Source organism: Paenibacillus glycanilyticus, assembly GCF_030161375.1.
Taxonomy (GTDB): domain Bacteria; phylum Bacillota; class Bacilli; order Paenibacillales; family Paenibacillaceae; genus Pristimantibacillus; species Pristimantibacillus glycanilyticus_B.
Window position 1 is genome coordinate 234,552 of sequence record NZ_BSSQ01000014.1, and the last position, 21,210, is coordinate 255,761.

Here is a 21,210-nt window from a genome sequence, read left to right on the forward strand (position 1 = left end):
CATTTTTAATGCTGTTGTCAAACCAGATATTAGGTACGAATGCCCATATTTATTCAAAGGAATATTTGTCCATCTGATCAAGGAAGGTCCTTGACTTCAGCTGTATGCCAATGTGGACATCCATCAGGCCCCGCATCAGCTTTTTCAACTCTTGTTTCGTTTCCGGCTTGACCTGAATCGCTCCAAGACGTCTCAAGTCCATGCGGCTGAACAATTTCATAAGCTTGTAAGCTCCATCGCTCATCGACATCGCTTGGGCATCGTTTCTCGCGCAACGCGAACATAACACTCCGCCTGCATGCGGACTTAAGCGATACGGTCCTTGATCGCTCGAGCAATTCACGCAATAGTCCATCTCAGGCGAATACCCCGCTACATCCAAGATGCGCATCTCGTATAGATGCGATATGATCTGAGGATCTTTGCCTTCCTGAAGTGCCGCAAGGCCTGCCTTCAGCTGCTCAAACAGCAAGACGCCTGACTCGTCTTCTTGCAGCGTTCTGTCCGTCAACTCCGCCATGTAAGACGCATAGGCAGCCAGATCAAGCTGTTCACGCAAAAGATGGTGAGATTCAAGAATCTCACCAGCGTTAAGAGAACCTAATCCTTTATTCCGGAAAAATACGAACTCTCCGTATGTAAATGGCTGCGCGAGAGAAGCATATCTACTCTTCACCTTCTTCGCGCCGCGCACCATTACGCCAAGCTTGCCGTTTGTTTGCGTCAGTAGCGTAATTATTTTATTGCCTTCCCCATAGTCCATGCTGCGGATGACAATGCCCTCCACACGATATAGCATACTACCTTCTCCCCCATGCTTGATTCAAGGCAGCCTGCAAAGTACACAATTAAGGGGCAGACGAATCCTCGAACTCAGCAGCAAACTCCTCATTGTCTCCCGGCAAATGTTGAGGATGATTCTCTGGACCAAGTTGATCCATTTCCTTGTAGAGCATGTATGACTCCACGTCACCGGTCAATGTAAAATACTTCCACGAAAAATTTCGCATTCGTATTCATCCCTTTCCGCCATGGAAATGAAGCCCCAGACGGTAATTAGGATACGAAGATTCCCCGAATGCTATCCTTAGCAATTTTCGTCAATTCGGCTTAATCGTGACGGAAGCCGAAATCCTTCAAGACGCGATCCTGATTGCGCCAATCCTTCTTCACTTTGACCCATAGCTCCAAGAAAGTACGGGAGCCAAGCAAAGCTTCTATATCGCGGCGGGCTTGCTTGCCGACTTCCTTAAGCAAGGCGCCTTTCTTGCCGATAATGATGCCCTTCTGGGAATCCCGCTCGACAAAAATCACTGCGCCGATATAAACAACACCATTCTCCTGCACGCGCATGTCTTCGATGCCAACGGCAATGGAATGCGGAATTTCTTCGCGCGTCATATGCAGGATTTTCTCGCGAATCAGCTCAGATACGACAAACTGCTCCGGATGATCCGTTACTTGATCGGCCGGGTAATATTGAGGACCTTCCGGCAAATATTTCTGAAGCTGCGCAAGCAGTGTTTCTACGTTGTTGCCTTGAAGAGCCGAGATCGGTACAATCTCCGCAAACGGGTACAGATCCTTGTATTGCGTAATTGTCTCGAACAGCAGCTCCGGCTGCACTTTGTCAATCTTGTTCATAACAAGAAATACAGGCGTATCAACCTTCTTAAGCTGTTCTATAATAAAACGGTCGCCGCCGCCAAGTCCGTCTGCCACATCGATGAGGAATAGAACGGCTTCGACTTCTTTCAGAGCGCCTTCCGCTGTTTTCATCATGTAGTCGCCAAGCTTGGACTGCGGTTTGTGGATACCCGGCGTATCCAGGAATACAATCTGGGAAGTATCCGTTGTGTATACGCCATGAATCTTATTGCGCGTCGTTTGGGGCTTATCCGACATAATGGCGATTTTTTGCCCGATTAAATGGTTCATAAGCGTGGATTTACCGACGTTCGGACGGCCGATAATGGCCACAAAGCCGGAACGGAATTTCGTTTGAGTCATCTGTATAGTTAACTTCCTTTCTCTAATGAAGCCGGTGTAAAAGCGCCAGGCAGCAGCTCGCTCACCGTCATAATATTCCAATTGCCGCGCAGATTGCCCATGATAACCGGCATGTCCGGTTTGCATAGTTCGATGAGAACTTGCCGGCAAACACCGCATGGGGTGATTGGTCCTTCCGTATCGCCCATCACGGCAATAACCTGGAATTCACCGGGCTGTCTGCCGTCGGCGATTGCGCGGAACAAAGCCGTTCTTTCGGCACAGTTGCAAGGGCTATACGCGGCATTCTCCACGTTGCAGCCATGGTGGATTTGTCCGTTGCCGTCCAGTAGGGCCGCGCCTACCCGGAAACCCGAATATGGTACATAGGCCCTCGACATAGCCTCCTTCGCCACTTCGAGCAAATTCGAATAATGTTCCGATAATCCCTCGAATGCCATGAGCCCTCAACCCCTATTCTTCGTATTAATCCCTAATAAAATGCCACAAGGGCGGCCCAAGAATGAGCAGCCCGATGATGACGGCAAAACATGTTGCTACAAGTACAGCGCCGGCAGCCACGTCTTTCGCCGCTTTCGCAAGCGGATGAATCCCGGGACTGGCAAGATCGACGGTCGATTCGACCGCTGTGTTAACCATTTCTAGCGTGATTACTAGTGCAATAGCTAACAACAGCACCGCCCAATCCAACCGGCTTAAGGGCAGCATAGCCCCGATTATAACAACAATGCCAGCAGCTACGGAATGAATCTTCATGTGCCGCTGGGACCGGACTGCCAAGACAATCCCCGAACATGCAAACCTAAGGCTGCGGATAAACTTCGGCATTAACGCGACAAACCTGCTTTTTGCAGGACTTCTTCCTGCTTAGCCGTCATTTCCGCTTCGCCCGCATCGTCGATATGGTCGTAACCGAGCAAATGGAGGAAGCCATGTACGAACAGGAACCCGATCTCTCTCTCGAGCGAATGGCCATAATCCTCGCTTTGCTCTTGCGCTCTCTCAACCGAGATGACGATGTCGCCAAGCATGCCCGAAATCGGATCGATCTCGTCTTCGCTTTCTACTTCGAAGATAATGTCAAGTTCCTCCGTACCGTCGTCTTGCATGGCAAAGGACAAGACATCAGTAGGACGGTCGATGTTCCGGTATTCACGGTTAAGCTGATGGATTTGCTCATTGTCGGTGAAGGTCAATGTTACTTCTCCGTCCGTAAGACCTTCCATCTCGCCGGCGATTTGCAGAAGCTGCTCCAAGCGACTAATCCACTCTTCGGGCACTTCCAGTTTGTCTTGTTCATTGCTCCAGTCTAATTGCAAACTCATGCTTTTAACGCTCCTTTGATTTTACATCTTCCGGGTATTCAATCCGCGAGTGGAATATGCCAATCACGCTTTCCTTAAGCGAATGGGCGATTTTGTCCAGTTCCTTCATCGTCAAATCGCACTCATTGTATTGATTGTCCTCTACGCGGCTTTTTATGATTTTCTGGATCATAGCTTCAACCTGTTCAACCGTTGGGTTGCGCAAACTGCGGACCGCTGCCTCCACGCAGTCAGCAAGCCCAACAATTGCGGCTTCCTTCGATTGTGCCTTCGGCCCCGGATAACGGTACTCGTCTTCCGTGAAGCTGACCTGAATGCCCTGCTCTTCCGCTTGTTTAAGCGCTTTGAAGTAGAAGAACTTAAGCGAGGTTGTTCCATGATGCTGTTCGGCAATATCCCGAATTGGCTTCGGTATATTTTGCGCCTTCAGCATGTCCACTCCGTCGCGGGCATGAGCAACGATAATCGATTTGCTAAGTTTGGGTTCGATCGTGTCATGCGGATTCTCCATGTTGGTCTGGTTCTCGATGAAATAACTCGGCCGTTTCGTCTTGCCGATGTCGTGGTAATAAGAACCAACGCGGCAAAGCAATCCATCCGCCCCAATCGATTCGGCAGCTGCTTCCGCCAAGTTGCCTACCATTACGCTGTGATGGTAGGTACCGGGGGTTTCCGTGAGCAGCTTGCGCAGCAGCGGATGGTTCGGGTTGGACAGTTCTACCAGCTTCAGCGCGGACAAGATGCCAAACGTAATTTCAAAAAACGGCATTAACCCGATGACAAGAATCGCAGTCAATAATCCGCTCGCGAAGGCAAATGCGAGGGAGTATACCAGCGGTCCTTGCTCCAACTGCTCGTTCAGGAACATAAGCGACAATACGGCCAGCGATCCAAACAAGCTGACCATAATTCCCGCTTTCAGAATAGTAGAGCGCTGGCTCGCCCGGTGAATGGAGAAAATCGCCGCAAGAGAAACGACGATAATGACAAATCCGTATTGAAAATCAAATATTTGAGCTTGCTGTGTATTCAGTATAATACTTCCGCTCATCGCAAACAAAACGGAGCTGATCAAAGCAAGATTCACGTCAAGCAGCAGCGTAATCAGCATCGTTCCCAGCGCGGCCGGCGCTAGATAACCGGCATAAGGCGCGGAATCCGTCTGCGTAAGCGAGATGACCTGCATCGTAATGATATTAATTAAATAAATGAGCCATAACATCAGCAGATGGGTATTGCTATGGCTTGGCTTCGTGCTGTCGTTGCTGCCGTATTGGTGCAGATACGTGTATAAGCCAACCACTATCATAACGGACATCAGGAGTAGTCCCAGCTGCGGCCAATAGTTCCGTTTGTCTTGCAACAGCTCGGATTCTTTCAGCAGCTCGTACATCTCCGGCGTAATAATCTCGCCGCGCTTTACGATGAGATCGCCTTCTTTGATGACGACCTGCGGCGTATTTTGTTTGGCCAGAATTTTTGCTTCATCCGTTGCTTGCTGATCCAAGAAGCGATTCGGCATAATCGTAAACCGAGCCAGTTCCTGCACGATCTCGCGGCTTGAACGATTGGTCAGAGAGCTCGCATTCACCAGCTCGGCGACTTTCGTACGGGCTGTCTCCGCGTCGCGGAGCTGCTCGCTCATCAGCTTGCGGACGACGTCTTGTCCAACCGTGCGCATCTCTTCAAGCTGGTCAACCGTCAGGTTCGGCAGCTTGTAGAAAGTCTCTTCCGGTATCGTATACACCTGATCCTTGATCACCTTCGACATTTCTTCCAGAAGGGAATCGTTATACTTCCCCGTTCCCATGTTCATCTTAACGAAGTTATCTAAGAATGCGCTGTATTTGCCAGGAATTTCATTCCGATAGATTTCGACCTTGTTTTGAACCGTAACTTGATCATCCATATTCAACTGCTCAATCCGGACAAAAATTTGATCGATCAGCTGTTCGTTGCGAAGCGCAACGTTAGAGTAGATCGGATCGATTTTGTTAGCGGCCTCTTCCTGCGCTTCCAGCGTCGCTTTGCTGTCGAAGATTTGATGCGGAGCCGCAATATCCTTGTCGCTTGGCGCATCCACCTGTATATCATAGGTTTCAGGGACCAGATGCGGTGCCAAGCTGAAATAAAACAGCAACACAAACATAAACAAGAGCAGGATACGCACGGGTATGCTCTGTTTCCAACCAGCCGGCTTTGTCGGCTGCAGGTTAGTAGGTTTACCGGCCTGAGTCTGATTCATCGAGCGGACATTCCTCTCTATGCTTTGTTTTCAGCGTCCCAGTTGTATGCCACGATTATTTTTTGAACCAAGGAATGGCGAACCACGTCTTGCTCGGAGAAATGGATAAAGCCGATTTCCTCAATATCTCTTAGAATGCGCTGCGCTTCGATCAGCCCGGAGTTTTTGCCCCGCGGCAAATCAATCTGCGTCACGTCGCCCGTGATGACCATTTTCGAACCGAAACCAAGCCTTGTCAGAAACATCTTCATCTGTTCCGGCGTCGTATTTTGCGCTTCGTCCAGAATAATGAACGAGTCGTCAAGGGTACGTCCGCGCATATAAGCGAGCGGGGCGATCTCGATCGTTCCGCGCTCGAACGCTTTTGCCGTTTGGTCAGGACCTAGCACCTCATGAAGCGCATCATACAATGGACGCAAATAAGGATCGACCTTCTCTTGCAAGTCACCGGGCAAGAAGCCCAGATTCTCTCCCGCTTCAACGGCAGGACGAGTCAGCATTATTTTTTTAACAGAGCCTTCTTTAAGCGCCGCAACCGCAAGAACAACCGCGAGATACGTTTTGCCGGTACCGGCAGGTCCGATCCCGAACACGATATCCTGCTTCTTGATTGTCTTCACGTAATGGCGCTGGCCGATCGTCTTCACGCGAATCGGCTTGCCTCTGTAAGTCGTCGTAATTTCAGCCTTAAGCAAATCGAGTAATTCTTCCGCTTGCATGTTGCGCGCAAGATCTAGCGCATAAGTGATATCTCTCTCCGATGGAGTATAACCGCCGCGAACAAGCTGAAGCAGCACGTTATACAACTGCTCTAGCGATTCCACCTCATGTTCGGGTCCGGAAATCACGATTTCCGCTTCGCGGGATGATAGAGTAGCTTCCATCTGTTGTTGTACGAGCTTAAGATACTTATCCTGGGGGCCGAAGACAGCAAGTCCCTCTACGGCATTCTGGAGCGGAATTTTGATTACTTTTGCTTCACTCTGCAACAACCTCATTCTCCTTGCATCTGGACTAGTGGCATCTCTTCTACGATTGATTGCTCCACTTCAAAAAGAACTTTCATATAAACTTTACCATTGTCCGTCTCTTCATGCAAAACAATTTCCTTTAATATAACAGCATCTTTTCCTGCATTTACCATTACATTCGCTTTAGCCTGCAGTATGGCATTATGTTTCGCTTCTTCTTCCGTTAATTGGCGCACGTCCGTCCGGACTTCCATGATCGTCTTTTTAAGTCGTCCGAAAGGAAGCTGCAACCCGCGCCACGACGCCTTCTCCTCCACAACAACGTTCTCGGAGGTACCAAACGGATTTTTGCCATATCCGCTTACCTGAAGCGCCCGGTTGCCGATAACCGCATACCACTTTGTTTTCTTTTCCCCCGTGTATACCTTAACTTCCTGGGTTAACGGAGAAGCTACGTTATATTCATACCAGACTAGTCCCCTTACGCTGCCTTTGGCAACAACCGTCTGCGTATAGTCGCCGCCTCCGATCGTTCCCGATATCAAGGTCTGTCCTTTTTTAACTTTCATATTTTTCTTGACTACGGGCCGGCCTTTCTCCGTATAAATCTCCGTAACGACCGCATCGTTGGAGGCGACCAAATGGCGCGGACTTTGCGGATCCGCCTTCTCGGCTTCCGTTGATTCGACGACTTGAATAATAACCCTTGTCCCTTTTTTCTCCACGCCAACCCAGGTTGTGCCCGGCAGGTCCGTCACCAGTTCCTTCGCGAGCACATCTTTATCCTTTAACCGGAACGACCATTGCAGAGGGAATATGCCTTCGCTTTTGGCTGCCGCAAGAATCTGTTCTTCCGACAGTTTCACGTTTCCTTTCACTTCAACGGACCAGACTAGCGAAGATAACAAATAGATGCCGATAAAAAACAAACCGATGCCAAGCGCGAAAAACTTTCTTTTTTCCACGCGGACCAGCCAAAAGGGCATTCCTTCTCTTCTCGCGACATGCGCTCTGCAGCCTGTCTCCTTCAGGAACGGGCGAAGGCGGAAATAATCGCCGACTGACAGTTCAAATTCCAGCTTCCCATCGCTTGTCCAACGGATGGAAGACAGCTCGAGCCCTCCTTCGAGAGCTCTGTTTACAAGACGTTCGGGTTGTCCGCCCCTGATATGAACCGTAACAACACCGCGTACCCACTGCAGCCATTGACCAGCCATGCTTATCCCTCCTGATCCCTTACTTCGATACTTTTAATTTGACCTTCTATAAAGACCTCTTCCGTCCAGATCGTGCGTATGACAAGCGAGGTTCCCGTCACTTCCAGCTCCCCTTTGCTTAAGGCCAGCTTAAGCTTCTCGCTGGAGAAATGAAGCACGCCGCGGTGATTCTCAATATAAAGCTGCCGGTCGCCGATCATCGTCATGCGGGGCAGATCATAGACCACATCCTGAGGCAAATCCAATACATCGGCAGTCCATTTGCGTAATTTACGGTTTATACGGCCCATAGCTGATCCATTGTCCCCCTCCGCCGCGCGAGTGCACATTATTGTACTGTACCAAAGTATGCGGCGAGGAAACGATTTATGAGATATATGGAGAACGGTGATGGATAAAAAAAACAGCCGGGTAACGATGCTTATATCGCATCATTACCCGGCTGTTGATTTCGATTGCTATTTGCCAAATGGCCGCTTTGCACGCGGCGGCCCTAATATTTCGGCCCATACGACTGCTTTGCGCAGTTCTTCGGCCTTAATGTCCGTTTTAACCGTATGATCCGCCGCAACTGCTTGCGGTTGCGGTTGTGCCTTAGCAGCAGCCAGACGCGCACGAGGCGGCTCTGAAGGACGGCTAGGCACCGCTTGCAAGCTCTTCTCCAGCGCCGCGGTCCTAGAGCCTTCTCCAGTCCCCATACCTTCGCCTCCCGCGTAAGAGCCCGTCACTGCGGGCCTCTGGGGAGGATAGGACGCCGATGTGGATACCGGTTGCGGTAATCCCTCAACATCGTCCTCTTCTTCGTCCTCTGCCCACTCGCGCTGCTGACTCGGCCTTTGTTGATTGGGCCCATTGCCGCCACCGAAGCTTGGCATCCTGTTCGTGCCGCGCGTGGGGCCCGCCCCCCCCCNNAGTGTTCGTCCGGCGCTTGGCGCCGGACCGACCGAACATGGAGAATAGCACGCCGCCGATTACGATTACCCAATAAATATTCTCAAGCAGAAAACTGATTACATTCACGTCTGCACCTCCATCCTCTGACGCGGCGGAGCGCCTCAGCCTTAGTTGTCTTTATCGGCAGGGGTGTCAGGTTTACCGATCGAATTGCGCATTTGCGTATCGGCTTCGATATTTTTCAAGTTCATATAATCCATAACGCCGATTTTACCGGATTTCAACGCGTCTGCCATCGCAAGAGGCACTTGCGATTCGGATTCTACGACCTTCGCGCGCATCTCTACGACGCGGGCTTTCATTTCCTGCTCTTGCGCTACCGCCATTGCGCGGCGTTCTTCGGCTTTCGCTTGCGCGATCCGCTTATCCGCTTCCGCCTGTTCGGTCTGCAAGTGAGCGCCGATGTTTTTACCCACGTCCACGTCCGCAATATCGATGGACAGGATTTCAAACGCCGTACCCGCATCCAATCCTTTGCCAAGTACGGTACGGGAGATCAGATCCGGATTCTCAAGCACGTCTTTATGCGAGCCTGACGAACCAACCGTAGTAACGATACCTTCGCCGACGCGGGCAATAATTGTTTCTTCGCCGGCACCGCCGACGAGGCGTTCAATGTTAGCGCGCACGGTTACGCGGGCTTTAACTTTAACTTCAATACCGTCTTTGGCAACAGCAGCTACGGTAGGCGTCTCGATAACGCGCGGGTTAACGCTCATTTGTACCGCCTGCAAAACGTCACGGCCGGCAAGGTCAATCGCTGCCGCACGTTCGAAGACGAGCGGAATGTTGGCGCGTTGCGCGGCAATCAAGGCGTTAACGACGCGGTCAACGTTACCGCCTGCGAGGAAGTGGCTCTCCAGCTGATTAATTGTAAGTCCTAGTCCGGCCTTCGTTGCTTTGATCAACGGATTAACGATCCGGCTTGGCGTTACACGGCGCAGACGCATGGCAACCAGCGTAATAATGCCGATTCTTACACCCGATGCCAAGGCCGAAATCCACAGCATGATCGGGAAGAAGCTAAGGAATACGGATAGAACAATAATCGCTACCACTACAATAATTAATACGGATACAATAGGATCCATTTGGTATAACCCTCCACATCATTTTTTCTCATTATCTTACAGGACTTCTCTTACGACAACCCATGTTCCTTCGGTTTTGATCACTTTTACGGTTTTGCCGGAAGCGATAAATTCGCCCGAAGTCACGACGTCAATCCGGTTATCGCCGATTTGAATCGTACCGGCCGGACGGAGCGGCGTGATGGCAATGCCTTCTCGGCCAAGTAAATCTTCCTTGGTTTCCGCAGACAAGTACCCTTGCTCGGCGGTAAGTTTCTCCCGCAGTATAAACTTGTTCCAGATGCCCCTGTCCTTGTACTTCCTTACGACAAAGTACAAGATCACGACTGCGATGACAAGTGCAATAACGAGCGATATAAAAGCTGTCATCGGGCTGGAAGCAGCCGTCAATACCCCGGCGATTAACGAAGCGCTGCCTACCAAGCCAAGTATCCCCCAGCTAGGCACAAACAGCTCGATGATCAGCAAAGCTATCCCGACGATAAACAGCGCCACCGATTCCATCCCCGCGAAACCAGCAATATAATGGCCGAAGAAATAAAGGCCAAAGGACACAATCCCCACAAACCCGGGGACGCCAAAACCCGGAACAAACAATTCAATGGCGATGCCCGCTATCCCTAGCGTAAACAATACGGTCATCACGATCGGACTCACTAGCCAAGTGGCGATTTTCTCCGCTATAGTCGGTTTTAGTTCGATCAGGTCCCGGTTCTCGAGCCCAAGCCACTTAATCGCGTCATCTACGGACTCGGCCTTATATTCTGCGTACCCAGCCTTAATCGCTTCATCCGCCGTTAACGTCAGAACTTCTCCTTGCTGCTTAACCGTTCCGAGCTCCGGCAGCGAGATTACGGCCCCCGGGTCTACCATCGCGGCAGCTACATCCGGATTTCTCCCGTTCAGCTCCGCAGCTTCCCTCATCGTTTTTACCCAGAAGGAAATCACCTTTGGACTATCGATAAGTTTGCCGGAACTGTTCACCACCGAAGCCGCGCCAATTGTGCTGCCTGGTTCCATCACGATGTTTTGTGCATTTAGCGCAATATAAGTACCTGCTGATACCGCTTTCCCTTCCACGTACGCCGTCGTTGGGATTTTGCTCTTGCGGACCAATTCACCAATCTCTTCGGCACTGGTTACTTCTCCGCCAAACGTATTGATTACCAGAACGACTCGTTCCGCTTTCGCCTCGGCTGCTTCTTTGTAAGCCCGTTCCAAAAACGACTTAAGCCCCGACTCCACCGACTGCTTGACCGGTACAACGTACACCGCGGGACCGGTTTGTGCCGCCTCCGCCGCTTGCGCGGTTGTGCCGCTTGCCAGCAGACCGCCGGCTGTCACCAACATTAGCGGAATAAGCATTAGCAGCGTCCAAATGACAGCAGCTAGTTTCATTCGCAATGTGCGCTCCTCCTTTTCAATCTGTAACCTTTAATACGGATATATGTACGCTATGTTTCAATTTTGTCACATTTGATTATAAAACAAAAGCAAAAACACCCCTCGAAAGGGGTGTTCTCGTCATAACGTATAGTTATTGCAGAAATTGTTGTACATATTGATTTACTAGTTTACCGTCAGCGCGCCCTTTTGTTTTTGGCAAAAGAGCACCCATAACTTTTCCCATCTCGGCTTTGGAAGAAGCACCGAGTTCCTGGATGGTCTGCGTTACAATCGCTTTTATCTCTTCTTCGGTCAGCTGTACGGGAAGGTATTGACTAATAATTTCAATTTCTGCTGAAAGATCTGTAACCAGATCATCTCGGCCGGCTTTGCTAAATTCTTGGAGGGAATCTTTACGTTGTTTGATCTCACGACTGAGTATATCTACCACTTCAGCATCCTCGAGAGGACGCTTCAAATCAATCTCCAAATTTTTGATAGCTGCACGAATCATGCGAATCGTAGTCAGCTTGAACTTGTCCTGATTCTTCATGGCTTGCTTCATATCGTCGTTCAATCTATCGCTCAGGTTCATTATGGAAGGATCCTCCTAAAACTTTCTCTTACGCGCAGCCTCAGACTTCTTCTTGCGCTTTACACTTGGCTTTTCATAATGCTTGCGTTTTTTCACCTCAGCCAAAACACCATCTTTAGCGATGGAACGTTTAAAGCGGCGAAGCGCAGCATCAATAGTTTCGTTTTTGCGAACTTTAGTTTCAGACACCAGTTTTCCCTCCCTCCGAAACAGACCGTCCAGAGCATTAAACATTAAACACGGTTTATCAAACTTCATTATAAGTCAAAACAAAATGAAGTGTCAACTTACACTATTTCCTACTAATGCTCCTAACTTTTCTCCACCCAACAAATGAATATGGAGATGGTATACCACTTGACCGCCGTCACTGTTCACATTATTGATTAGCCGGTACCCGGACTCGGCAATTCCTAGCTGCTGTGCGATCTCTCGCGCAGCCGCGAACACTTCCGCGATGACCGGTCCATCCTCTTCGGTAACATCGTTCATCGTAGGAATGTGTTTTTTGGGAATAATCAATATATGTACAGGAGCCGCCGGCTGAATGTCTTTAAACGCAATCACGTTCTCGGATTCGTATACCTTCGCCGAAGGAATGGAGCCTTCGATAATCTTGCAAAAAATGCAATCCAAATATGCCCCTCCCTTCAATCCATACTATGCCAATTATTATAACCGATAAAGGTGTGCTCGTCCAATCTTCGGACGCCGGCCAGAACAAAAAAAAATCTGAACCGGGTTTACCTCAAAATCTTAATAAAACGGCAATAGCGAAAGGGACAAAAGTCCTGCCAGCGGCAGCACCTGACGGTAAAACCGTCCTCTTGGATAATACGGATACGGGTATAGACCCGGGTACGGCATAAAAGCTCTCGAGTCCCAGCTTAACGAACCATTGCATGGTACCGCAAGGCATAAATATTGGTCATCGACATATTCCACGATTCCGTCGATACACCAACCGTCATGCGTCTGGGCAAGTACGTAACGATGCAGATGCGATGAGCAATGCTCCTTCAGCGACTGATCCTGTGGCGCGACCAGCGCTGCCTGGACCGTCTGCGCCTGATTCTCAACCTTTGCCGGTGCGAGCGCTGCCGGCTTGGACCCGGCCGGTTTAACCTCCGTGCCTTTTGCTTTGTCTTTCTTGCCTTTCTCCATCCTTATCAGCCTCCTGTCTGCTACTATCGTATGCAGAGCTGGGCATTTGGCTACTGGGCTGAATATTTGATGCTAGATTGATGCTCCTTGATCGACTGCTCGAGCTGATTGGCAAGTTCCAGCCAACCGATGCCTGCCCCGATCTGAATGGTGCCGCTGCGGTTTTTATCGGCATCGAAGTTGAATTCTTTCAGAATGGTCAGCTGTTTCGTATAGACGTCCTGCACAGATTTTAAGTATTCGGTTTGCTCCGCTGTGAGCTTCCCGTCTTGTTGTTTTATGTATGCAACAGAATTGTCTACATCAATCATATAACTGTAGATAGAACCGGGATCAAATGCATCCTCTTCATCGAAGCTATGCGATTGCTGTACAAAATCGGCAACGCCAGCAGCATCGCGGATAACGGTGCCTGCTTCGGCAGTTTTACCTTCCAATAAGGCGAATATATCGTCAAGCACGGCTTGATAATAATCTACCGCTTGGGTTGCCGCTCCAATGACGTCCTTTCCTTTGTCGTATTTCTTGTCCAAACCGCCTTGCAGCGATTGGGAATACAAAAATACATTGCCCGTTAAGCTAAATACAAGCAGAAGCAGAGTAATAGGCAATGCGTAGGATCTTTTCTTCGGATGTTGCTCCTTGTCCTGTTCCATCTGTGTGTCCACCTTTCTTTTGATAAAAGAAGGAAGGGCAGTCCGCTAACGTAAGCGGACCGCTTGTCCTCCGTCAAAGAAAAATACATGACTTTCGGCAATTGGCCGGCCTATAACCGACTCAATTGCCTCCGCGTACAGCTCCAACTGGAACCTGTGGCGTTCCGCGGCTTGCTCCCATTGTTTCATGTAGATCCGATCCGTCTTGTAGTCGAGAAGAACGACTCCGTTCTCGTCTTCGAACAGACAGTCAATGACCCCTTGGATTAAGACCGGCTCGCCTGCCATGTCAGGCGTTAAGCCCGGGTATACCCGCTGGGCGGGGAACATGCAGCTGAACGGAACTTCCCGTTTGGCCCACTTAGCGTTAACTAGTCTTCTGCCGATGTCCGTAACAAAAAACGAAGCAACGGCCGGCAAATCAATGGACTCAGCTTGCCTTGCCGTAAGCAATCTGCGGACTACCATGTCCGCCAGAATCGTCTCAAGCCGCTGAACGTCGACCTCTTCCGCCAGCGGAAGATGCTGCATAAGGAGATGGCTTACGGTCCCTTTCTCGGCGGCGGTCAATGAAGCTTCCTCCATGAATCTTGGCCGTCTTAAACGGAACGTATAACTGCCCCCTCCGGAGCTGTTATCCTTGGACCCTGAATTAGAATCATAGACAACCGGCGTTAACGGCTCGCTGTCTTCCGGCAACTCTACCGCTTCGGCATGAAGCCGTTTCATTTCCGTAACCGAAGTTTTGGCAGCTACGACGGTAGAGGCCATATGGCCGTACCGCCATTCTAGCTTGCTGCGCAACTCCTTATCCTCGTCTACTTCATCCAGCTGGGCTAACGAGAGGATTCCATCCAGACGGATTTCCCGCTGCCGATCCTCGTCCGTCAGCTGTTCTAAGCCGACAGCTGCCTCAAGACCAAGCATTGCAGCGTCCACCACTCCTGCTCTCCACTGCAGCAACCTTGAAGCATCGTCGCCAGGAAGCGTTTCTTCCGGCATTTGATTAAAAGCTGCCGAGGCTAGCGGACCAAGCCAGTCGAGAAACGTTGATGCCGAGCTCAACCGGAAATCGGGAATCGTTCCGTTAGCGACCGCAGCGCCTTGCCAGCGTCGCTGTTTGGCAGCGGCATCCGATACGGTGCCGATAAGAAACAGCTTCTCCTTCGGACGGGTCAAAGCCACATAAAGAATGCGCATCTCTTCGGCCAGCATCTCCATTCTCATCCGGCGCCGAATCGCCAGGAACGGCAATGACGGGTAACTGACACGCTTAAGCGGATCAATAAACTTCGGACCAAAACCAAGCTGCTTATGCTTAAGAAAGCTGCTTCGCAAATCCTGCTGATTGAAGTTTTTGCCGAGTCCAGCCGCAAAAACGACCGGAAACTCCAATCCTTTGCTTTTGTGAATCGACATAATCCGCACGACGTTCTCTTGTTCGCCAAGCGCTCTTGCCGTACCCAGATCGCCTCCGCTGTCCCGCATCCGTTCTACAAACCGCAAGAACCGGAACAAACCGCGGAATGAGGTCGCCTCGTATTGACGGGCACGGTCGTGAAGGGCTCGCAGATTAGCCTGCCTCTGAACCCCGCCGGGAAGTCCGCCGGCAAAATCATAATAACCGGTCTCCCGGTAAATGCTCCAGATCAGATCAGCGAGCGAGCCTTGTCTTGCATCATTGCGCCAGCGGTCCAGGCGGTCCAGGAACAAGGACAGCTTCCGTCTCAACTCGTCAGGCAATAGCAAATCGCCCGCTGCCTGAAGCACCGCGTCGTAATAAGTGTCATGCATCGCTCCAATTCGAATGAGCGCAAGCTCTTCGGCGTTTAATCCGAAAATCGGCGAACGGAGCGTACCCGCCAGGGGGATATCCTGGTACGGGTTGTCAATGACGCGCAGCAACGATAATACCGCCTCCACCTCGGTCGCGTCAAAATAACCGCTGCTTAGCTCCGCATAGGCAGGTATTCCTGCAGCCTGAAGCTCCTCTATAATGATCGGAGCCCATGCTTGCGTAGCTCTTAGCAAGATGACAATGTCGCGCCATTCCAGCGGCCGGCTTTCCCGCTTCTTGCCGTCGTAGACCCGGAAGCCTTCCTCCAATAGAGTCCGAATCTGACGGGCGATCAGACGAGCTTCCAACTGCGCCGTTTGAAGCTCTTCAGCCGATTCGGCTGGAGGTCCGGCTGCTCCTTGCTCCGAATCCTCATCCGAATCATTCGATATCGAAGACGAATCGTCTTCCGAATCCGGCGAACCTGCTTTGTCGATGACGGCCAGTTCCACCGCGAATCGCCCTTGTTGTTCGGGCTCCGGATAAGTAGCACCGCATACAAGCTCCGCTCGTTTGTCGTAGTCCATCTCCGCAACCGACTCGCGCATAATCGCGCGGAATACGTCATTAACGCCATCCACGACTTCGAGCCGGCTCCGAAAATTACGGGCCAGGTCAATTCGCAGGCCATCGCCGCCTGCAGTACCGTAACTTTTGTATTTGCTCATAAACAGATTCGGCTCGGCAAGGCGGAAACGGTATATACTCTGCTTCACGTCGCCCACCATAAACCGGTTGCCGGCTTCCGGATTCGCAATCAGCGATACGATAGCTTCCTGCACCATATTGGTGTCCTGGTATTCGTCCAGCAGAATTTCATCGAATTGGCGCTGGTATTCCAGCGCTGCCGCGGAAGGGGCCGTACGCTCCGGAGTTGATTCCGGCGCTCTTAAGATCCGCAGGCAATAATGTTCCAAATCGCCGAAATCAAGCAATCCCTTCGCCCGTTTCGCCGCTTCGTACCTCTGTCCGAATTCGATAACAAGCTCGGATAATGCCGCCATAAGAGGAGCAAGCTCCTGCATCTCCCATACGAACTCCTCGGCAGAACGGCCGAACAATTCGTCAGACAATGAGCTGATCAGCTTCTTCGCTTGATCGCGAAGTTCTTTGGCCTGCTCCTGTATGCCTTTATCGTAATCATCGCCGCGCATGGCCTTGAGCTTTCCGAACTGCACCGCTTGGAAAGCTTCGAACCACAACTCCCAAGGATTCATACGGACCGTTTCCGCCAAGCCGTTCACAAGAGAGAGATCCTCTTCAAACGTCGCCGCATAAGGCGCAGGACCAGCCGGTTCCTTGGTCAGCTGCATCGCCTGATTTAAGAGCGATGCAGCTCCGGACAGCGCTTGTTCCACGTCAGTCCTCAGACTGGCTACCCAAGGGCTTTCCCGAAGTCCCTCTACATCTTCTATAGCAAAATTTGCAGCCGTCTGGCGCAGCCAATACGCCGGCCAAGGATGGCTCTGCGCAAAATCATACAGCTGCTGCACCAGCTTGTACAGAGGCTCATCGCCCCGCTCCCCGCCGTAACGGTCAGCCAGGCGCAGGAAGGCTCCGTTATCGCCGGCTCCTTCGTACTTCTCTTCAAACAATTGATCGAGAACATCAATACGCATTAATTCGCTTTCTGTTTCGTTCGCAATCCGAAAGCCCGGATCCAGCCCGATCAAAGGATAATATCTTCGAATGACATCAAGGCAAAACGAATGGAGCGTCGTAATGGAAGCACGGTTCATCAGGGCAAGCTGCCTGCGCAGATGCTCCGAATCCGGCTGTTTCTCCAGTTCTTTCTCAAGGGCTATCCGAATCCGGTCTTTCATCTCGGCTGCCGCCGCTTTCGTGAAGGTTGCGACTAGCAGCCTGTCGACATCGGAGAACGAGGAGATTTTCCGGATAATGCGCTCAACGAGAACCGCCGTCTTCCCCGAGCCTGCCGCCGCCGCGACCAGAACATCCGAGCCTTCGGTTACAATTGCGCGCCACTGGTCATCCGTCCAGGTACTGTTCTCCGGCTTGGGCGGAATGTTAGTCGATTCCATGCTGTTCCTCCTTCTCTTCGTTCAACTGCTGCCAAATCTCTTCATCCGCCAGTTTGCTCAGCTTCGTATATTCATTGCCGTCAAACAGCGGGTCAAACTGGCATACCGGCTTGTAATCGCAATATTGGCAAGGCGACTTCGTCCCGAGCTTATACGGCTCAATGGATACTTTCCCGCAGCCGATCTCCGTGCCGATCCGGCCAATCGTCCGTCTGACCGAGCTTCGCAGAACATCCCATTGCTCGCCCGTCACGACGGAGGAACTGCTGTAAAAGCTTCCGTCCCGCTTCAGCGCGACCGGCAAAATCTCGGAGTAACCGGATTCCAGCTCTCCGTCCATCAGTTTTGCGGTTTCCGCTTCCGCCGTTATCAATCCGCGGGTTTTGAACTTTTTGAGCATTCTCGCTTGCACTTCGGCCCCTGATAAGCCGTTGGATACCGCAAGCATCGGATTATGCACATGGAAATACAGAACGCCCGCAGGCGACGCCGGCTTCCCAAGCCAATCGGATGCATGCGTCACAAGCACATCCAGATAGGTGAGCATCTGAAGCGACAGGCCAAACGCCACTTCCTCCAGCTTCAACTGCGTAGCGCTGGATTTATAGTCTAATACTCGCAGAAGCAAGCCGTCTTCCGTATCGGCGGCATCCACGCGGTCAATCCGGCCGATAATTTCCATCGTACTTCCGTTATCGAGCGGAATAACAAGAGACGGAAGAGTCCCGTCCGGGCCAAAATCAACCTCAAGTCCCACGGGCTGGAACTGCGCCCTGCGGGAATGCTCGCTTAAGATTACGGCCGCTTGCGCCACTATTTCTTTCAGCTTGCGGGCAATATACTGAAACCTGCCGCTGCTGAGCAAAATTTGCGACTGTAGTCTTGGCGCCAGCTCGTCCACCGCTTTAGCCGCGGCATCGCGAATTTCGCTTTCAGGCATTGAACCCCACCGCTGCCCGGCATTTCCCGCAAGACGGCTTAAGGCCGCATGGAACAACTGCCCGACATCCGGCGCTTCAAGCCGGTACATCTGACGTTCCCGAAGGCGCAGGCCATGGATGGCAAAATGCTGAAACGGACAGGATACAAATCTCTCCATTCGGGAGACGCTGGCCTTTAGCTTGGTGCCGTAAAGCTGTTCTGCCGTAACGGTCGTCAGCACGCTTTCCTGGTTGGAATAGCTGAGGGATCCGCTCAAAAGCTGCAGCTTGTCCTGCCATTCGGGCCGAATCGCAAACCAATTATAGACATCCCACCAGAAAGGAACGATCTCCGCTCCCTGCTGCCAGGCACGAAGTTCAGTGATCAGATAAGCAAGCGTCCTCTGAGGATGTTCGATATAAGAGCGTTGTTCCTTCGTTTCCATGCCTGGCGTTGGCTCTCCGGCTTTCTGATACACCGGAATTCCCGGGAATAGCTGCTTCACTTGCCGGATGACCTCCGACGGGAGGAGGCTTTTGCCTTCCTCGTCGGCTTGGGCCCAGCTGATCCAAAGATGTTGGCTAGGAGTCGTCAAGGCATTGTAGATTAGAAACCGTTCGTCCAGCAGCCTTCGTCTAACGCCAGGAGCCATGGCTAGCCCTTCGTCGGCAAGACGCTCCCGTTCCTGCTCGGTCAACACGCCGTCTTCCTGTACGCGCGTTGGCATAATGCCGTCATTGGCACCAAGCACATAACAAATTCGCACATCCCCGGAACGCGTCCGGTCCATGCTGCCGATCAACGCCTGATCAAGCGCTGGCGGAACGGCTGCTAGCTTCAGACTCTCAAGACCCGTTTCCACCATGCCGGCGAAAAGCTCCGGCGACATCGCTTCGTCCCCGACCATTTCGACGAGCTGATCAAGTAACTGCATAACGCCGTCCCATAGCTGGCGATGGGATCTCGCGCGCTGCGTGCGGCCAGCGGCGTTGTCATCCCGGCTCCACCGTTCAAGCCGGTCGGCGGCATCCGCATGGTCAAGCAGCTTGTACAGCGCTTCGCACATCGTTTTTACGTTTGCGGCTTTTTTCAAGGACTGCTCGAATTTTCTAAGCGGGGGAACGATCGACTCTCTCGCCGCCATAACAGCTTGAAACTCCCGTTTCGCTCTTGCGGAAGGCTCGTTCACAACATCAGGTTCATCTTCCAGAGATTGAGCCATTAACGGCTGCCATCTCGAGCGGTCCAGCCACTTCCACCCGTCTACTCCTGCCGCAAGCACATAGTTTTCCAGCCGGTCGAACAGCTCCCTCGAAAGGCTTCCGTCAATCGGGAACAGCAGCTCCGTCTTAATGCAACGGAATACAGCCTCGTAATGCCAGCCGTGAAGCACGGTTTCAAGCGCCGACCGAATAAATTCAATTAGCGGATGATGAACCGTGTTGTTCTTCTGATCGAGGAAATACGGAATCTCGTAATCATCGAATATCGTTTGGATATAATCGTTATAATCGGCCGCATTGCGGACCATTACCGCCATGTCGCGCCATCGGTAGCCTTCTTCCCGCGCCCTCCGTACCATATCTCTGGCAGCCGCCTCTACTTCGGCTCTACGATTCGCGGAGGCATGCAGAGACAAGCCGCAATCCGGATGGTCGGAGGCAAGCTTTGCCTTGTCCGGAATAAGCATAGGCGTTCTCCCGCCATAATGCTTCTCCAGATGGGACAGCATCGGGCTGTCTTTGAAACGCAATGGCCCGTCTTCGCCAAGAACAACGGTGTCATACGCCGTTACGCCGGCTTGCGCGGCCAAAGCCGCCAGCTTACCGTATGTTTCCGCCGTAGGATGAAACATCTCAAGCTCATGCGGCACCTCGCCGTTGTCATACGGACGATCGAGCGTTAGCGCAATCGTTACTTCGGCCGAAGAGGCGATCAGGGCCCCCAGCGCCTCGTATTCCTTAGGCGTAAAACCATGGAATCCGTCAATCCACAGCTCTGCCCCCTGCATTGCCGGAGCGGATGCGTACCCGGCAATCAATTGCGTCAAATAATCTTCCGAATCAATATATAGACCGCTTAATTCCTGTTCCAGCTTGTCATAAATAAGGCGCAAATCATGCAGCTTCCGGTTCAAGAGAGATGCCTCCTCTACGGAAGCGGTTTTTTCCTTCAACAGCTCGGCATCAATGCCGTAACGTTTCCACTCCGTCAGCAATTCTCCCAGCCGCTCGATAAATCCAGGCTGCTCCGAGCCGCTCTGAAACAGCTCCAGTTGCTTCCCAAGGCGGTGAATGATCTTGAACAGCATCATATGTTTGCCGTTGTCGCTGATCGGAATCAGGGCTGTTCCGCCCGTCTCCTGCATGACGCGAAAAGCTAGACGGCGGAAGCTAAGCGCCTGGGCACGGATCGTTCCGCTAAGCTCCGTCCCTTTCAGAAGCGCATACTCCGTCTGAAAGGTCGCCTGCTCCGGAACAAGCATAATAAGCGGAGAACCGTCTGGCTCGCCCTGCAGCTTGGCGCGGATGGCATCGAGACAGAAGGTTGTTTTACCCGTTCCTGAACGGCCTAGCACAAATCGAAGTCCCATCCCCAAATCTTCCTTTCCGAATCCATCTCATAATCTACTATACTATCATATCGCGTGTCCTTTTTCACCCGATTAACAAACGTATGTTCTGGAAGCGCATCGCTAAAATTAAGCCATAAAAAACAAAAAATCCCGCATGCGGATTTCCGCTCTGCCGGATTAGGTGGCTTGGACATACAGTGGTCTGCTCTGCCCAATTACTT

General features: G+C 51.6%; 20 protein-coding genes. All 20 read right to left on the minus strand.

Annotated elements, in window-relative coordinates:
• Positions 1–49: 49 nt before the first annotated feature.
• A complete protein-coding gene (recO, locus tag QQK89_RS17545; protein WP_284239931.1) occupies positions 50–799 on the minus strand; it encodes a DNA repair protein RecO in 750 nt (249 codons plus the stop codon).
• A gap of 49 nt (positions 800–848) precedes the next feature.
• On the minus strand, positions 849–1,010 hold the full coding sequence (locus QQK89_RS17550; protein WP_284239932.1) for a YqzL family protein: 162 nt from the start codon (positions 1,008–1,010) through the stop codon (positions 849–851).
• 100 nt (positions 1,011–1,110) lie between these two features.
• Positions 1,111–2,010: a GTPase Era gene (gene era / locus QQK89_RS17555; protein ID WP_284239933.1), complete on the minus strand. Its 900-nt coding sequence runs from the start codon at positions 2,008–2,010 to the stop codon at positions 1,111–1,113.
• 8 nt (positions 2,011–2,018) lie between these two features.
• Positions 2,019–2,450, minus strand: a complete 432-nt coding sequence (gene cdd / locus QQK89_RS17560; protein WP_284239934.1) for a cytidine deaminase — start codon at positions 2,448–2,450, stop codon at positions 2,019–2,021.
• Positions 2,451–2,475: 25 nt separating this feature from the next.
• On the minus strand, positions 2,476–2,838 hold the full coding sequence (locus tag QQK89_RS17565; RefSeq protein ID WP_284239935.1) for a diacylglycerol kinase family protein: 363 nt from the start codon (positions 2,836–2,838) through the stop codon (positions 2,476–2,478).
• Positions 2,838–3,335 (minus strand): rRNA maturation RNase YbeY, encoded by a 498-nt coding sequence (ybeY, locus tag QQK89_RS17570; protein ID WP_284239936.1) that lies wholly within the window; start codon positions 3,333–3,335, stop codon positions 2,838–2,840. The genes QQK89_RS17565 and ybeY overlap by 1 nt, the downstream gene beginning before the upstream one ends.
• Positions 3,336–3,339: 4 nt before the next feature.
• A complete protein-coding gene (locus QQK89_RS17575; protein ID WP_284239937.1) occupies positions 3,340–5,580 on the minus strand; it encodes an HD family phosphohydrolase in 2,241 nt (746 codons plus the stop codon).
• A gap of 17 nt (positions 5,581–5,597) precedes the next feature.
• Entirely contained in the window at positions 5,598–6,578 is a 981-nt protein-coding gene (locus QQK89_RS17580) for a PhoH family protein (RefSeq protein WP_284239938.1), read from the minus strand.
• Entirely contained in the window at positions 6,575–7,768 is a 1,194-nt protein-coding gene (yqfD, locus tag QQK89_RS17585; protein ID WP_284239939.1) for a sporulation protein YqfD, read from the minus strand. Before yqfD ends, QQK89_RS17580 begins: the two co-directional genes overlap by 4 nt.
• A 2-nt stretch (positions 7,769–7,770) precedes the next feature.
• A complete protein-coding gene (gene yqfC / locus QQK89_RS17590) occupies positions 7,771–8,058 on the minus strand; it encodes a sporulation protein YqfC (protein WP_284239940.1) in 288 nt (95 codons plus the stop codon).
• 168 nt (positions 8,059–8,226) lie between these two features.
• Positions 8,227–8,643: a hypothetical protein gene (locus tag QQK89_RS17595; protein WP_284239941.1), complete on the minus strand. Its 417-nt coding sequence runs from the start codon at positions 8,641–8,643 to the stop codon at positions 8,227–8,229.
• A 186-nt stretch (positions 8,644–8,829) separates the two neighbouring features.
• Positions 8,830–9,813: a flotillin-like protein FloA gene (gene floA, locus QQK89_RS17600; protein ID WP_284239942.1), complete on the minus strand. Its 984-nt coding sequence runs from the start codon at positions 9,811–9,813 to the stop codon at positions 8,830–8,832.
• Positions 9,814–9,849: 36 nt separating this feature from the next.
• The gene (locus QQK89_RS17605) at positions 9,850–11,211 is read right to left on the minus strand and encodes an NfeD family protein (RefSeq protein ID WP_284240200.1); all 1,362 of its coding nucleotides are present in this window, start codon (positions 11,209–11,211) and stop codon (positions 9,850–9,852) included.
• Between the two features lie 139 nt (positions 11,212–11,350).
• Complete coding sequence (locus QQK89_RS17610; RefSeq protein ID WP_127496401.1) at positions 11,351–11,794, minus strand: GatB/YqeY domain-containing protein; 444 nt, start codon at positions 11,792–11,794, stop codon at positions 11,351–11,353.
• Positions 11,795–11,809: 15 nt separating this feature from the next.
• Positions 11,810–11,983, minus strand: coding sequence for a 30S ribosomal protein S21 (gene rpsU, locus QQK89_RS17615; RefSeq protein WP_005547957.1), 174 nt, complete (start codon positions 11,981–11,983; stop codon positions 11,810–11,812).
• Positions 11,984–12,076: 93 nt separating this feature from the next.
• A complete protein-coding gene (locus QQK89_RS17620; RefSeq protein ID WP_284239950.1) occupies positions 12,077–12,430 on the minus strand; it encodes a histidine triad nucleotide-binding protein in 354 nt (117 codons plus the stop codon).
• Between the two features lie 120 nt (positions 12,431–12,550).
• On the minus strand, positions 12,551–12,958 hold the full coding sequence (locus tag QQK89_RS17625; protein ID WP_284239951.1) for a hypothetical protein: 408 nt from the start codon (positions 12,956–12,958) through the stop codon (positions 12,551–12,553).
• A 50-nt stretch (positions 12,959–13,008) separates the two neighbouring features.
• Complete coding sequence (locus QQK89_RS17630) at positions 13,009–13,614, minus strand: hypothetical protein (RefSeq protein WP_284239952.1); 606 nt, start codon at positions 13,612–13,614, stop codon at positions 13,009–13,011.
• Between the two features lie 45 nt (positions 13,615–13,659).
• Entirely contained in the window at positions 13,660–17,493 is a 3,834-nt protein-coding gene (gene addA / locus QQK89_RS17635; protein ID WP_284239953.1) for a helicase-exonuclease AddAB subunit AddA, read from the minus strand.
• The gene (addB, locus tag QQK89_RS17640; RefSeq protein WP_284239954.1) at positions 17,480–21,007 is read right to left on the minus strand and encodes a helicase-exonuclease AddAB subunit AddB; all 3,528 of its coding nucleotides are present in this window, start codon (positions 21,005–21,007) and stop codon (positions 17,480–17,482) included. The genes addA and addB overlap by 14 nt, the downstream gene beginning before the upstream one ends.
• Between the last annotated feature and the right edge of the window lie 203 nt (positions 21,008–21,210).

Coding starts and splice junctions, on each gene's coding strand:
- yqfC (WP_284239940.1), bottom strand. CDS start 8,058: ATGGGCCGTATAAACCGTAAATTACGCAAATGGACTGCCGATGTATTG.
- QQK89_RS17550 (WP_284239932.1), bottom strand. CDS start 1,010: ATGCGAAATTTTTCGTGGAAGTATTTTACATTGACCGGTGACGTGGAG.
- QQK89_RS17565 (WP_284239935.1), bottom strand. CDS start 2,838: ATGCCGAAGTTTATCCGCAGCCTTAGGTTTGCATGTTCGGGGATTGTC.
- recO (WP_284239931.1), bottom strand. CDS start 799: ATGCTATATCGTGTGGAGGGCATTGTCATCCGCAGCATGGACTATGGG.
- cdd (WP_284239934.1), bottom strand. CDS start 2,450: ATGGCATTCGAGGGATTATCGGAACATTATTCGAATTTGCTCGAAGTG.
- QQK89_RS17630 (WP_284239952.1), bottom strand. CDS start 13,614: ATGGAACAGGACAAGGAGCAACATCCGAAGAAAAGATCCTACGCATTG.
- addA (WP_284239953.1), bottom strand. CDS start 17,493: ATGGAATCGACTAACATTCCGCCCAAGCCGGAGAACAGTACCTGGACG.
- ybeY (WP_284239936.1), bottom strand. CDS start 3,335: ATGAGTTTGCAATTAGACTGGAGCAATGAACAAGACAAACTGGAAGTG.
- QQK89_RS17610 (WP_127496401.1), bottom strand. CDS start 11,794: ATGAACCTGAGCGATAGATTGAACGACGATATGAAGCAAGCCATGAAG.
- QQK89_RS17595 (WP_284239941.1), bottom strand. CDS start 8,643: ATGCCAAGCTTCGGTGGCGGCAATGGGCCCAATCAACAAAGGCCGAGT.
- QQK89_RS17575 (WP_284239937.1), bottom strand. CDS start 5,580: ATGAATCAGACTCAGGCCGGTAAACCTACTAACCTGCAGCCGACAAAG.
- era (WP_284239933.1), bottom strand. CDS start 2,010: ATGACTCAAACGAAATTCCGTTCCGGCTTTGTGGCCATTATCGGCCGT.
- floA (WP_284239942.1), bottom strand. CDS start 9,813: ATGGATCCTATTGTATCCGTATTAATTATTGTAGTGGTAGCGATTATT.
- QQK89_RS17625 (WP_284239951.1), bottom strand. CDS start 12,958: ATGGAGAAAGGCAAGAAAGACAAAGCAAAAGGCACGGAGGTTAAACCG.
- addB (WP_284239954.1), bottom strand. CDS start 21,007: ATGGGACTTCGATTTGTGCTAGGCCGTTCAGGAACGGGTAAAACAACC.
- yqfD (WP_284239939.1), bottom strand. CDS start 7,768: ATGGCTGGTCAATGGCTGCAGTGGGTACGCGGTGTTGTTACGGTTCAT.
- QQK89_RS17605 (WP_284240200.1), bottom strand. CDS start 11,211: ATGAAACTAGCTGCTGTCATTTGGACGCTGCTAATGCTTATTCCGCTA.
- QQK89_RS17580 (WP_284239938.1), bottom strand. CDS start 6,578: ATGAGGTTGTTGCAGAGTGAAGCAAAAGTAATCAAAATTCCGCTCCAG.